11 protein-coding genes are annotated in these 13,766 nt (G+C 66.1%); 9 read left to right on the top strand and 2 right to left on the bottom strand.

Going from position 1 to position 13,766, the window contains the following annotated elements; all coding sequences use genetic code 11:
* The first annotated feature begins 72 nt into the window (after nucleotides 1–72).
* From msrB to F6X42_RS16465, 4 genes are all read left to right on the top strand, one after another.
* Nucleotides 73–492, top strand: a complete 420-nt coding sequence (gene msrB / locus F6X42_RS16480; protein WP_187635239.1) for a peptide-methionine (R)-S-oxide reductase MsrB — start codon at nucleotides 73–75, stop codon at nucleotides 490–492.
* Between the two features lie 161 nt (nucleotides 493–653).
* Nucleotides 654–1,184: a septation protein A gene (locus F6X42_RS16475; RefSeq protein WP_187635238.1), complete on the top strand. Its 531-nt coding sequence runs from the start codon at nucleotides 654–656 to the stop codon at nucleotides 1,182–1,184.
* A gap of 1 nt (nucleotide 1,185) precedes the next feature.
* The gene (locus F6X42_RS16470; protein ID WP_187635237.1) at nucleotides 1,186–1,497 is read left to right on the top strand and encodes a BolA family protein; all 312 of its coding nucleotides are present in this window, start codon (nucleotides 1,186–1,188) and stop codon (nucleotides 1,495–1,497) included.
* 10 nt (nucleotides 1,498–1,507) lie between these two features.
* Nucleotides 1,508–2,287 (top strand): peptidylprolyl isomerase, encoded by a 780-nt coding sequence (locus F6X42_RS16465; protein WP_187635236.1) that lies wholly within the window; start codon nucleotides 1,508–1,510, stop codon nucleotides 2,285–2,287.
* Nucleotides 2,288–2,453: 166 nt separating this feature from the next.
* On the opposite strand, the gene purL is transcribed toward F6X42_RS16465, so the two are convergent.
* Nucleotides 2,454–6,536 carry a phosphoribosylformylglycinamidine synthase gene (gene purL / locus F6X42_RS16460; protein ID WP_187635235.1) on the bottom strand — a complete coding sequence of 1,361 codons (4,083 nt, stop codon included), beginning with the start codon at nucleotides 6,534–6,536 and terminating at the stop codon, nucleotides 2,454–2,456.
* Between the two features lie 316 nt (nucleotides 6,537–6,852).
* On the opposite strand from purL, the gene F6X42_RS16455 reads away from it, so the two are divergent.
* The 3 genes from F6X42_RS16455 (at nucleotide 6,853) to pgi (ending at nucleotide 11,713) form a co-directional block, all read left to right on the top strand.
* Nucleotides 6,853–8,148, top strand: a complete 1,296-nt coding sequence (locus F6X42_RS16455) for an FAD-dependent oxidoreductase (protein WP_187635234.1) — start codon at nucleotides 6,853–6,855, stop codon at nucleotides 8,146–8,148.
* A gap of 114 nt (nucleotides 8,149–8,262) precedes the next feature.
* The gene (locus F6X42_RS16450; protein ID WP_187635233.1) at nucleotides 8,263–9,903 is read left to right on the top strand and encodes an NAD(P)H-hydrate dehydratase; all 1,641 of its coding nucleotides are present in this window, start codon (nucleotides 8,263–8,265) and stop codon (nucleotides 9,901–9,903) included.
* A 187-nt stretch (nucleotides 9,904–10,090) separates the two neighbouring features.
* A complete protein-coding gene (gene pgi / locus F6X42_RS16445) occupies nucleotides 10,091–11,713 on the top strand; it encodes a glucose-6-phosphate isomerase (RefSeq protein ID WP_187635232.1) in 1,623 nt (540 codons plus the stop codon).
* Between the two features lie 132 nt (nucleotides 11,714–11,845).
* Here the strand turns inward: pgi and F6X42_RS16440 are convergent, their stop codons facing one another.
* Nucleotides 11,846–12,535: an ABC transporter ATP-binding protein gene (locus F6X42_RS16440; protein WP_187635231.1), complete on the bottom strand. Its 690-nt coding sequence runs from the start codon at nucleotides 12,533–12,535 to the stop codon at nucleotides 11,846–11,848.
* Between F6X42_RS16440 and F6X42_RS16435 the strand changes: the two genes are divergently transcribed.
* Both F6X42_RS16435 and F6X42_RS16430 read left to right on the top strand, forming a co-directional pair.
* Nucleotides 12,534–13,238: an arylesterase gene (locus F6X42_RS16435; RefSeq protein WP_187635230.1), complete on the top strand. Its 705-nt coding sequence runs from the start codon at nucleotides 12,534–12,536 to the stop codon at nucleotides 13,236–13,238. The two genes, F6X42_RS16440 and F6X42_RS16435, sit on opposite strands and share 2 nt — an antisense overlap.
* A gap of 117 nt (nucleotides 13,239–13,355) precedes the next feature.
* The gene (locus F6X42_RS16430) at nucleotides 13,356–13,697 is read left to right on the top strand and encodes a hypothetical protein (protein ID WP_187635229.1); all 342 of its coding nucleotides are present in this window, start codon (nucleotides 13,356–13,358) and stop codon (nucleotides 13,695–13,697) included.
* Nucleotides 13,698–13,766 lie beyond the last annotated feature (69 nt).

Below are 13,766 nucleotides of genomic sequence, written 5' to 3'. Positions count from 1 at the left end.
GCCGGTGCGGCGCAATCGCCACGGCCGCCCCGCGAGAAAGCACCAAGACAAACCCGAGACAGGAACCCGACCATGAGCAACCCCGACGATAAGCATGACGCGCCAGCCGTACAGAAAAGCGATGCCGAGTGGCGCGAAGAGCTGTCCGACATCGAATACCAGGTGACGCGCCACGCGGCCACCGAGCGCCCGTTCTCGGGCCGCTACAACGATTACTGGGAACGCGGCGTCTACGACTGTGTGTGCTGCGGCACGCCGCTGTTCGAATCGGACACCAAGTTCGACGCCGGCTGCGGCTGGCCGAGCTACTTCCGGCCCATCAACGGCGAGGTGATTGCCGAGAAGACCGACCGCTCGCATGGCATGCTGCGCATCGAGGTGCAGTGCAAGAACTGCGGCGCGCATCTGGGCCACGTGTTCGAGGACGGCCCCGCGCCGACCGGTCTGCGTTACTGCATCAATTCGGCTGCGTTACAATTCGAGCCCAAGTAACGCGGCGCGGCAGCAGGCCTTCGCGCCTCGGGCGCCGCGGCGCGAACCGCGCGCGGCGCCCTTCCAATGCGGCAGTTCCACTCGCCAGCGGGCGCCGCACCTTGCACGCCAACCGGGCGCGCTTCACTCTTCGACTCACTCTCCGACTTCCCGACCAGATAATGAAATTCCTGTTCGATCTGTTCCCGATCATCCTGTTCTTCGTCGCCTTCAAGATCTGGGGCATTTTCACGGCGACGGCAGTGGCGATCGTCGCCACGCTGGTGCAGATCGCGTGGGTGGCTTTCCGCCACCGCAAGGTCGATCCGATGCTGTGGGTGAGCCTCGGCGTCGTCGTGGTATTCGGCGGCGCGACGCTCGTGCTGCACAACGACACCTTCATCAAATGGAAGCCGACCGTGCTGTACTGGGCGTTTTCGGTCGCGCTGATCGTGACGCAGCTCGGCTTCGACAAGAACCTGATCGAAGCGATGATGGGCAAGCAGATCACGCTGCCGCACGCGATCTGGGGCAAGCTGAACCGGATCTGGGCGGTGTTTTTCGTGCTGCTCGGTCTGCTGAACCTGTTCGTCGCGTATCACTACACGACCGATCAGTGGGTCAATTTCAAACTGTTCGGCGCGACCGGCTGCCTGCTCGTGTTCATCGTCGGACAGAGCCTGTGGCTGTCGAAGTACATGAAGGAGGAATGACATGAGCGACCTGTTTATGCACGCCACCACCGCCGAGCGCGCCGCGCTGATCGAAGCGCGCCTCGCGGCCGCGCTCGCGCCCGTCGAGTCGATCCGCATCACCGACGACAGTGCGCAGCACGCGGGCCACGCCGGCGCCTCGGCCGGCGGTCATTTCAGTGTCACGATCGTGGCCGTCGCGTTTGCCGGCAAGCCCCGCGTGGCGCGGCATCGCATGGTGTATGATGCGCTGGCCGATGCCATGCAGCGCGGTATTCATGCCCTTGCCATCACGGCGTATACGCCCGAAGAATTTGCTTTGTTGCCCCGCTAGGAACCTTTCGATGACCTTGAAGAAAACCCGCCTCTGGGTATTGCTGGCTGCGTTCGCGGCCGCACCTGCATTCGCACAGAACATCGCCGTCGTCAACGGTACGTCGATTCCGAAGTCGCGCGCCGATGCATTGATCCAGCAACTGGTTCATCAGGGACAGCAGGACACGCCGCAACTGCAGCAGGCCGTGCGCGAAGAGCTCGTGAACCGCGAAATCCTGATGCAGGAAGCCCTGCGTCGCGGGCTACCGAATCGTCCGGACGTCAAGGCCCAAATCGCGGTCGCGCAGCAAACCGTGGTGCTGCGCGCATTGATCGAAGACTTCGTGAAGACCAACCAGCCGACCGATGCCGAAGTCACCGCGCGCTACAACGCGCTCGTCAAGGATGCGGGCGGCAACGAATATCACCTGCACCATATCCTGGTCGACAACGAGCAGCAGGCGAAGGATCTGATCGCGAAGATCAAGGCCGGCGCAAGCTTCGAGGCTCTGGCCAAGCAGTACTCGAAGGACCCGGGATCGGGCAAGAACGGCGGCGACCTCGACTGGTCGGACCCGAAGGCCTACGTGCCTGAATTCGCGGACGCGGCCACGCATCTGCAGAAAGGCCAGATGACCGACACGCCGGTGCATACGCAATTCGGCTGGCACATCATCCGTGTCGATGGCATCCGCGCCGTCACGCCGCCCCCGCTCGAGCAGGTGCGCGCGCAGATCGTGCAGCAGATCCAGCAGGAAAAGCTGCAGGCGTTCGAAGAGAACCTGCGCAAGAACGCGAAGATTCAGTAAAGGTCGGCGGGCAGATTATCTTCTGATAGTCCGTCTGGCTCTGAAGCATGAATGCGATAAAGCCGCCCGTGGGCGGCTTTTTTGTTGCTGCAAGATTTGCAGCGGCGGCGTGCGTGGCTGCCGCAAAACAGGAGCCGCCGCACGCGGGTGGCAGCCCCTCGACTCATCAACCGAGCCAGCGGCGCGCGTTCTGGAACACGCGCAGCCATGGGCTCGCATCCGTGCCGATCTCGCCCCAGCCCTGCGGATGCCAGCTCATCTGCACCGTGCGATGCACGCGCTCCGTGTGCGGCATCAGCACCGTGAAACGGCCGTCGGCCGTCGTGACCGACGTGATGCCCTCGGGCGAACCGTTCGGGTTGAACGGATACTGCTCGGTCGCCTGACCACGGTGATCGACATAGCGCATCGCGACCGCGACCTTCGACCTGTCGCCCTGCTGCGAGAAATCCGCAAAGCCTTCGCCGTGCGCGACCGCGACCGGAATGCGCGAGCCTTCCATGCCGGCGAAGAACATCGACGGCGATGCCTGCACCTCGACGAGCGAGAAACGCGCCTCGAACTTCTCGGACTTGTTGCGCGTGAACTTCGGCCATGCTTCGGCGCCGGGGATCATCGACGCGAGGCTGCTCATCATCTGACAGCCGTTGCAGATGCCGAGCGCGAACGTGTCGTCACGACCGAAGAACGCGGCGAACATGTCGGCCAGTTGCGCATTGAAGCGGATCGTCTTGGCCCAGCCTTCGCCGGCACCCAGCGTATCGCCGTACGAGAAGCCGCCGCACGCGACCGCGCCCGCGAAATCGGCGAGGTTCGCGCGGCCCGCCAGCAGGTCGCTCATGTGCACGTCGTGCGCATCGAAGCCGGCGCGATCGAATGCATAGGCCGTCTCCAGATGCGAGTTCACGCCCTGCTCGCGCAGGATCGCGACGCGCGGACGCGCGCCCTTGCCAATGAACGGCGCGGCGACATCGTCAGCCGGATCGAAGCTCAGCACCGGCGTGATGCCCGGGTCGGCCGTATCCAGCAGCGCGTCGTATTCGGCGTCGGCACAAGCCGGGTTGTCGCGCAGACGCGCGATGCGCCAGCTCACCTCGCTCCACGTGCGATGCAGTTCGGCACGCGGCGCTTCGTAGACCTTCTTCGCGTCGCGATAAATCTCGATCAGGTCGCGCTCGCTGGTCTTGCCGATCACGTGCGAGCACGCCGACAGACCATGCTCGCGCAGCGCGGCGAGCACCGCGTCGCGATCGGCCGTGCGCACTTGCACGACGGCGCCGAGTTCTTCGTTGAAGAGCGCGCGCAGCGTGCGGTCTTCGCGGCGGCCGCTGGTCTGCTTCGCCCAGTCCTTCGCGTCGCCGTAATCGGATTCGTGATGCGCGTCGAGCACCAGCATGTCGACGTTCAGCGACACGCCCGCGTGACCCGCGAATGCCATTTCGCAGACCGTCGCCCACAGACCGCCGTCCGAGCGGTCGTGGTACGCGAGCAGCTTGCCGTCGCGATTGAGCGCCTGGATCGCGTTGAAGAAGCGCTTCAGATCTTCCGGATCGTCGACGTCCGGTACCGTGTCGCCGACCTGCTGCGTGACCTGCGCGAGGATGCTGCCGCCCAGACGCTGCTTGCCGCGGCCGAGATCGATCGCGATCAGCACCGACTCGCCGACTTCGCTCACGCGCTTCAGTTGCGGCGTCAGATGGCGGCGCACGTCTTCGACCGGCGCGAACGCGGAGATGATCAGCGACACCGGCGCGACCACTTCCTTCGCGACGCCGCTCTCCTCCCAGCGTGTGCGCATCGACAGCGAATCCTTGCCGACCGGAATGCCGATACCGAGCGCCGGGCACAGTTCCATGCCGATCGCCTTGACCGTGTCGTAGAGCGCGGCGTCTTCGCCAGGCGCGCCGCACGCGGCCATCCAGTTGGCCGACAGCTTGAGTTTGTCGAGCGACGCGATCGGCGCCGCCGCGATGTTGGTGATCGCCTCGCCGACCGCCATACGGCCAGAGGCCGGTGCGTTGATGACGGCGAGCGGCGTGCGCTCGGACATCGTCATCGCTTCGCCGCTGAAGCCTGCGTAGTCCATCGTCGTGATCGCGACGTCGGCCACCGGCACCTGCCACGGACCGACCATCTGGTCGCGCGCGGTCGTGCCGCCGACCGAGCGGTCGCCGATCGTGATCAGGAACGACTTGCTCGCGACCGTCGGATGACGCAGCACGCTCTGCGCGACGTCCTGCAGCGCGAGGCCGGTCACGTCGACCGGTTCGAGCCTGCGCTCGACATGCTTCACGTCGCGGTGCATACGCGGCGCCTTGCCGAGCAGCACTTCCATCGGCATATCGACCGGCTGGTGCGCGCCTTCCGGCTGTTCGGCGTCGATCAGCTTCAGTTGACGCTCGGCGGTGGCCGTGCCGATCACCGCGAACGGGCAGCGCTCGCGCTTGCACATTGCCTCGAACACCGGCAAATCGGCCGGCGCGATCGCAAGCACGTAGCGCTCCTGCGCTTCGTTCGACCAGATTTCGCGCGGCGACAGGCCGCTCTCTTCGAGCTGGATCTTGCGCAGTTCAAACAATGCACCCTTGCCTGCACCGTCCACCACCTCGGGGAACGCGTTCGACAGACCGCCCGCGCCGACGTCGTGAATGCTTAGGATCGGGTTCTTGTCGCCGAGTTGCCAGCACGCGTTGATGACTTCCTGCGCGCGCCGCTCGATTTCCGGGTTGCCGCGCTGCACCGAGTCGAAATCGAGCTCGGCCGTGTTGGTGCCGGTCGCCATCGAGCTCGCGGCGCCACCGCCCATGCCGATGCGCATGCCCGGACCGCCGATCTGGATCAGCAGCGAGCCTTCCGGCAGATCGTGCTTGTGCGTGTGCTGGTCGGAGATATTGCCGATGCCGCCGGCGATCATGATCGGCTTGTGATAGCCGCGCACGAGGCCCGCGACGTTCTGCTCGTAGGTGCGGAAGTAGCCGCCGAGATTCGGCCGGCCGAATTCGTTGTTGAATGCGGCGCCGCCGAGCGGGCCGTCGATCATGATCTGCAGCGGCGACGCGATGCGGTCCGGGCGGCCATACGCTTCGTGCTGGTCGGCCGGATTGCGCTGTGCGAGCGGCTGCGCCGCATCGCGCGCGTTTTCCCATGTCTCGACGCCATCCGGCAGTTCGAGGTTCGATACCGTGAAGCCCGCGAGACCGGCCTTCGGACGCGCGCCGCGGCCCGTCGCGCCTTCGTCGCGGATTTCGCCGCCAGCGCCGGTCGCGGCGCCCGGGAACGGCGAGATCGCGGTCGGATGGTTGTGCGTTTCCACCTTCATCAGCGTGTGCGTGAGCTCGACGCTGCGGCCATAGTGCTCGGGCAATTCGCTCGCGCCGAGCTGCGCCGGCGTGCGCGGGAACCAGCGCTCGGCCATGCCGCCGACCATGATCGCCGAGTTATCCGAATACGCGACGATCGTGCCCTGCGGATTCAGCTTCTCGGTGTTGCGGATCATGTTGAACAGCGACATGTCCTGCTTTTCGCCGTCGATCGTCCAGTCCGCGTTGAAGATCTTGTGGCGGCAGTGTTCGCTGTTGGCCTGCGCGAACATCATCAGCTCGACATCGGTCGGATTGCGGCCGAGCTTCGTGAACGCGTCGACCAGATAATCGATTTCGTCGTCGGCGAGCGCGAGGCCGAGTTCCGCGTTGGCGGTTTCGAGCGCGGCGCGGCCGCTCGCGAGCACGTCGACGGTTTGCAGCGGCCTGGCCGGCAGTTCGTCGAACAGATGCAGCGCATGGTCGTGCGACGGCACGACGCTCTCGGTCATGCGGTCGTGCAGCGCCGCGGCGACGGCCGCACGCGCTTCGTCGGACAGCGTCTTCCTGCCGCCGAGCAGGCCGCTTTTCAGTGTCACCGTGTATTCGACGCCGCGCTCGATGCGGCGCACCTGCGTGAGGCCGCATAGATGCGCGATGTCGGTTGCCTTGCTGGCCCACGGCGACACGGTGCCAAAGCGCGGCACGACGAGGAAGGTCTCGACGGTGCCACGCTCGTTGCCTGCTTCGAACGGATCGCCGTAGTGCATCAGCGCCTCGACCTTCGCGCGGTCTTCAGCGGACAGTTCGGTCTGGGCGTTGACGAAGTGCAGATACTGCCCGCGCACGCCGGTGATATTCGCGTCGATGCGCGTGAGTGTGTCGAGCAGGCGGGTTTGACGGAAATCGGAAAGGGCCGAAGCGCCGGGGAAACACGAGAAGTGGGCCATGGGACTTGACGTTGCGTCGCTCATTGATGCCGGAGAGCCCCGCGCATGCAGGCGACGTGAGGCGGAAAGGAAGTCCGGGATTATACCCCGGGAACTGGCTTCCAGCGGGCTCCCGGGTGCGTGGGCGGCCGACAGCGCCCGGCCCCGCGCGCCCTCGCCGCGCTGCCCGTCGCGTCGCCGCGCGGGTGTTTTGACTGCTATCATTCGCGTTTCACCAGATCGGCGCACGCGGCCAGGGCTTCACCCGGCGGGGCGCCGCATGTCACAGCCAACGGGAACGCGCGCGAGCGGCCCGTCGGCACATCGAATCAGAGCAATGGATGTCATCGTCATTGGCGGCGGGATAGCGGGCGTCGCCACCGCTTATCACCTGCGCGCGGCCGGCCACCGGGTATGCGTCGTCGAGCGTCACGCGACCGTCGCGCAAGGCGCCACCTATGGGCAAGGCGGCACCGTGCTGCCGACGCCGCTCGACGTCTGGTTCGGCCCGACGTTCATGGCGAGCCGCTACAACGCGAAAAATGGCGTGATCAGCAAGACCGGTTTCAACGGCGCCGCGCGGCAGTTCATCAAGCAGCTCGGCGAGTGGCAGGAAGCCGGGGCGTTCGCGCGCCAATACGCGCTGCTGCGGCCGCTAATCGAATCCTCGCGCGATGCGATGGCCGACGTCGAAGCCCGCTTCGGCCTCGAATTCGAACAGGCGAGCGGGCTCCTGTATCTCGTGCGCGCCGTGCACGAATGGGAGCTGAGCGCGGCCGCACTCGATCTGCTGCGCCAGTTCGAGGTGCCGCATCACGTGCTGAGCCCGGCGGAATGCGCGGCGTTCGAGCACGCGGTGCCCACCGACCCGGAATTCGCGGGCGGCGTGCGGTTCGAGCACGAGCGCACCGCCAACTGTCCGCTCTTCACGAAGCTCGTCAAACAGGTGCTCGATACGCTGGGCGGCGTGCAGTTCATGGCGAACTGTGAAGTGACAGGCATTCGGCTCGAGAGCCAGCGTGCGGCGGTCGAACTCGCGCCGCGCGACGGCGCGCCCCGCTCGCGCGAAATCGACGTGGTCCAGGCCGACGCGGTCGTGGTCGCGGCCGGTTACGGCAGCCTCGCGCTGCTCGAGCGCGCGGGGCTCAGGCTGCCGCTGCATCCGCTGCGGCTGCATACGCTGGTCGCACCGATCGCGCACGAGGAATGCGCGCCGCACGTCGCGATCGTCGATGCGGTCAAGCGCATCGGCATCAGCCGCATGAACCATCGGCTGCGGATCGCGGGCGGCGGGGTGCTGCGAAGCGCCAGCCAGATCGACAAGCCGCTCGGCGAAGCGCTGACCAAAGAGGCGCTCGCGCTGCTTGGCCAGGCGACCCACGACTGGATTCCGGGCGCGGCGCGCATTTCGGCGGCGCTGCCCTGGGAAGGCGTGAAACTGCTGTCGCCCGATGGCTTGCCGGTGATCGGCAACGCGCGGCATCCGCGGCTGTTCGTCAACGTCGGGCATGGCCCGGCCGGCTGGGGTCTCGCCTGCGGCGCGGGCAAGCTCGTAGCCGAGCTGATGTCGGGACAGACGCCGACGCTGCCACCGGATACGCTCGCGGCGTTGCGGCCGCAGCGGTTCCAGTAAGGCCTCGCGCGCTCCTGTTGAACCGAAACAGCCGCACGCCGTGCGCGTTTCGGCACTACCATAGCGATTCCAAAGTCTGCCCGCCGTGCCACGGGCGCACCGCCAGGCTTCGCCATGTCAGACGCAGAAAACTCGCTGCCCACCCTGTTCGATCCGCTGACCGACTCGCAGCCGCGCGCGCTGCCGCTGCTGACGCTGACCGATTTGCGGATCGCCGAATCCCAGGCCGCCGCGACGCTGCCCGAACATACCCTGATGGCGCGCGCCGGCCTCGCGGCCGCGCGCTGGCTGCTCGAACGAATCGCCGCCGATACGTCGGTGACGAAGTCGCAGCAGCGCGTGTGCCTGATCGCCGGCCCCGGCAACAACGGCGGCGATGCGCTGGTCGTCGCGACCGAACTGCATAAGGCCGGCGTCGCCGTCGAAGTCTGCATGCCGGTCGACGTGAAGCCCGCCGACGCGCGCTGGGCGCTCGAGGCCGCACGCGCTGCCGGCGTGCCGATCGACGCGGCGCCGCCGGCCTCGCTCGACGGCTATGGCTGGCTCGTCGACGGCATGTTCGGCATCGGCCTCGCGCGGCCGCTCGATGGCGTGTTCGCGGCACTCGCGCGGCAGTTGTCGCAGCGCACGAAGACGCGCCCGACACAAGGCGCCGTGCTCGCGCTCGACGTGCCGAGCGGGCTCGACAGCGACACCGGCGCGGTGATCGGCGGCAACGCGGCGACGGCGGTTCATGCGACGCACACGATCACGTTCATCGGCGCGAAGCCGGGGCTTTTCACCGCTCAGGGCCGCGACCTCGCCGGCCGGGTGACGGTCGCACCGATCGGACTCGCGGCGGGAATCGATGACGACGGCAGCCCGGATGCCGGCACAGGCGGCCCGCGTGCCGCGATGCAGCTCAGCGCCCCAGGGCTCTTTGGCCCGTTCATGCCCCCGCGCGACTTCGCGACCAACAAGGGCACCTTTGGCAGCCTCGCGGTGGTCGGCGGCGACACCGGCATGTGCGGCGCGCCGATCCTCGCGGCGCGCGCGGCGCTCTACACCGGCGCGGGCAAGGTGCACGTCGCGCTGCTCGGCGAAGGTGCCCCGCCCTACGATCCGCAGCACCCTGAACTGATGCTGCATCCGATCGACACGCTGCCGCTCGATTCGATGGACGCACTTGCGATCGGCTGCGGCATGGGGCATGGCGAACGTGCTACGCGCGTACTGCACGACGTGCTGCCGCTCGACGTCCCGAAGCTGTTCGATGCCGACGCGCTGAACCTGATCGCCAAAGATCCCGCGCTCGCCGCCGAAGTCACCGCGCGCGGCGTGCAAGGCGATCCGTGCATCCTCACGCCGCATCCTCTCGAAGCGGCGCGCCTGCTCGGCAGCGACGCGGCGAGCGTGCAGCGCGACCGGCCCGCGGCCGCCCGCGCGCTCGGCGCGCGTTTTGCGAGCATTGTCGTGCTGAAGGGCGCCGGCACCCTCATCGCCGCGCCCGACGGCCGCCTCGCGCTGAACCCGACCGGCAACGCCGCGCTCGCGACGGGCGGCACCGGCGACGTGCTCGGCGGCATCATCGGCGCGCTGCTCGCGCAGCACCTGCCTCGCTACGAGGCGGCGCTCGCGGGCGTCTATCTGCACGGCCTTGCCGCCGATACGCTGAGCGAGCAAGGCCACGGCCCCGCGGGTCTGACGGCCGGCGAGCTGGCGCCGATGGTGCGTACCCTGTTGAACCGGCTGTTCTATCCGGCGACGGTCGCTTGACGGACGTATCGCGCGCGGGTTGTTCGCATCGCCAGTTCGCACCGCTGAAACATCGCCAGCCCAATCATGGCGAACGCGCGCAACGCACCGCTGCCCGTCACGCATCCCCGCTATACTGATTGCCTGCGCCGCGCGTCAGAGCTTCATGCGCGCACCTTCCTTCGTGCCCCTTGGTTAGACGGACGCTATGACCCAGAACTCGCTCCCCTCCTGGTCCTCGCTGCAGACGCATTACGACACGATTCGCAATGCGCATCTGCGCGACTGGTTCGCCCCCGAGAACGATCCCGCTCCCACCCGCGCCGAACGCTTGACGTTCGCGGGCGGCGGTCTCTCAGCCGATTTCTCGAAGCACCGCATCACCGACGAAACCCTGCAGCTGCTCGTGCAACTCGCACGCGAAGGAGGCGTCGAAAAGCGCCGCGACGCGATGTTCGCGGGCGAAGTCGTCAATCCGACCGAAGGTCGCGCCGCGCTGCACACCGCATTGCGCGCAACCGACCCGAACGCGCCGTTCTTCACCGAAGTGCAGGCCGAGCGTAAGAAAATGGCCGAGTTCGCCGAACAGGTCCGCAGCGGCGCATGGACCGGCTACACCGGCAAGCGGATTCGCCATGTCGTGAACATCGGCATCGGCGGCTCGGATCTCGGGCCGAAGATGGTCGTGCACGCGCTGCATCATCTCGCGACGCCCGAGATCTCGACGCACTTCGTGTCTAACGTCGACGGCGCCGATCTGTACAACGTGATGCAGCAGATCGATCCCGAACAGACGCTCGCGATCATCGTATCGAAGACCTTCACGACGCTCGAAACGATGACCAATGCGCGCTCGTTGCGCGACTTTTTCATCAAGAACGGCTGCCCGGAAAGCGCGCTTGCAAAGCACTTCGTCGGCGTGTCGGCCAATCCGGCCGAAGTCGTGAAATTCGGCATCGCGAAAGAGAACGTGTTCGAGATGTGGGACTGGGTCGGTGGCCGCTATTCGCTGTGGTCGGCCGTCGGTCTGTCGATCATGATCGCGATCGGCCCGCAGCAGTTCGACGAACTGCTCGCCGGCGCGAACGAAATGGACCAGCATTTCCGCACCGCGCCGCTCGACAGGAACCTGCCGGTGCTGCTCGGCATGATCGGCATCTGGTATCGCAACTTCTTCGGCTCGCAGAGCTATCTGGTCGCGCCATATTCGCAAGCGCTGCAATTCCTGCCGTCGTATCTGCAGCAGCTCGAAATGGAGAGCAACGGCAAGTCCGCGCGTCTCGACGGCGCGATGGTCGACTATGCGACTTCCGCGGTCACATGGGGCGAACCCGGCACGAACGGTCAGCACGCGTTCTTTCAGATGCTGCACCAGGGCCCGACGATCGTGCCGATCGATTTCATCGCGGTGCTGACGCCCGAGCATCCGCTCGCGAGCCATCATCCGAAGCTGCTCGCGAACTGCTTCGCGCAGAGCGAAGCGTTGATGCTGGGCCGCACGCTTGAAGAAGCGATGAAGGTGGCCGGCCCCGACAAGCTGGAACTCGCACCGCACCTCACGTTCCCGGGCAACCGCCCCACCGCGACACTGCTGCTCGACGCATTGACCGCGCGCACGCTCGGCGCGTTGATCGCGCTTTATGAGCATAAGGTGCTGGTGCAGGCGTCGGTGTGGAACATCAACCCATTCGATCAGTGGGGCGTCGAGCTTGGCAAAATTCTCGGCAAGGTGGTCGAGGCGGATCTGGGCGCGGCAAGCGCCGACGTGAAGAAGCATGACTCGTCGACCTCGGCGTTGATCGCGCGGGCGCGCGCTGCGTTAACGCGCTGAGTTGGCAGTTTGAAATGCGCAGTAGCGCGCGATAGCGGCCACTGGAAACCTGAAGCGGGCTACGGCCCGCTTTGTTTTTGCTTCGACGACGGCAGCTCGAGGCATGCGAGCGCAAGACTGCGGTCCGTTAGATCATCCAGCGAGCCGCCCCGCTTCGATCGTCACCGTCGTATCGCAACGGCGCGCGAGTTCGATGTCATGTGTGACAAGCACGAGCGTCGCGCCATGCGCGCGATTCAACTCGAACATCAGATCGATGACCGCGTGCCCAGTGGCCGCGTCGAGACTGCCGGTGGGTTCGTCGGCGAACAGGATCGCCGGGCGCGTGACGAACGCGCGCGCGAGCGCCACGCGCTGCTGCTCTCCGCCCGACAACAGCTTCGGATAATGACCGGTACGCTGCGCGAGCCCGACCTGTTCGAGCAGCTCGCGCGCACGCGCGGCGGCCTCGCGTGTGCCGATGCCGCCTTGCAGCTCGAGCGGCAACGTGACGTTTTCGAGCGCGGTCAAATGCGGCATCAATTGAAACGACTGGAACACGAAACCGACCGCGCCGCTGCGCAACGCGGCGCGCCCGTCTTCGTCGAGCTCGCCGAGTTCGCGGCCGAGCAGCCGAACCGAGCCCGCGCTGGCGCTGTCCAATCCGGCAAGCAAGCCGAGCAGCGTAGACTTGCCCGAGCCGGATGCACCGACGATCGCCACACTGCTGCCGGCATCGATGGCAAGATCGATGTGATCGAGAATCGTCAGTTCGCCCGTCGCATCCTTAACCTTCTTGCACAAACCCCGCACTTCAATGACTGGATCAGTTCTGTTTGGCATGGTGAAGCGTAGGTTGAAAGTGCGCGCCATCGCCCCTCGCGCCGCGGCGCTGACTGCGGCATTCGGTGCGGCCATGATGGCCGCCGCGCTGGTTTCATTACCGTTGCAGGCTCACGCGGCAAATGCGCCCGAACCCGCGAAGCCGGTAATCGTCGTACTCGGCGACAGCATCTCCGCCGAGTACGGTCTGCCCCGCGATACGGGCTGGGTCGCGTTGATGCGTCAGCGGCTCGCCCAGGAGCGGATCGATTATAGCGTCGCCAATGCGAGCATCAGCGGCGACACGACGAGCGGCGGACGCGCGCGTCTGCCCGCGCTGATGGAACGGCTGAAGCCGAGCATCGTAATCGTCGAGCTCGGCGCCAACGACGCATTGCGCGGCGTGCCGCTCTCCACGACCGAGGACAACCTGCGCACAATCATCGAACAGGCGCAACAAGGCCACGCGAAGGTCGTGCTCATCGGCATGTACGTGCCGCCCAATTACGGCCCTGACTATACGCAAAAGTTCCACGGCCTATACGGCCAGTTGTCGAAGGAGTTCCATCTGCCACTCGTGCCGTTTCTGCTCGCCGGCATCGCGGACAAACCGGACATGTTCCAGGCCGATCAGTTCCACCCGACGCAGCAGGCACAGCCGCTGCTACTCAACAACGTGTGGCCCGCTGTCAAGCCACTCCTTCGCACAAGTTCGCCGCACTGAAAAGCCTGCTAACGACTTGTTTCCGGAACTTGGGGGAGCACGGATCGCCGACACATTCGATACATTCGAATCCCGTGCCACCCGGCTCATTCGTGAGCGACTTCTGAGGAGATAACGTTGAAATATTTACCGTTAATCGCTTTGACCGTCGCCATCTCGGCCTGCGCGGCTCAACCGCCGGCCGGCGTTCAGTCGGTCGGTCAAAGCCAGCAGCCGCCTCGCGCCGTCGCAACCTGCATTGCGCAGAAATGGGCGGATAGCTCGCAACAACAGGTGGTCTTGCAAAATACGCTTGCCAACGATCAGGCAATGGACGTCTACGTCCCGGGCCAGCAACCGCCCAACGGCGCGGCCGCGGTGGTCCGTCCGTCGTATAGCGGCAGGGGCACGTGGGTCGGTTTCCGCGCTAGCGGCGCTGGCGGCAGCAACGCCACCAGTGCGATCAGCGGCTGTCTTTGAAGCTGTCGCTCGGGCTGTAGACAAAAAAGCCCCGCATCTGCGGGGCTTTTCTTTGTGACGGGCAGGTAA

The sequence above is a fragment of the Paraburkholderia podalyriae genome (assembly GCF_014397785.1).
GTDB lineage: Bacteria > Pseudomonadota > Gammaproteobacteria > Burkholderiales > Burkholderiaceae > Paraburkholderia > Paraburkholderia podalyriae.
Note: the sequence above shows the minus strand (reverse complement) of the source record. Positions and strands in the feature narration are given on the sequence as shown.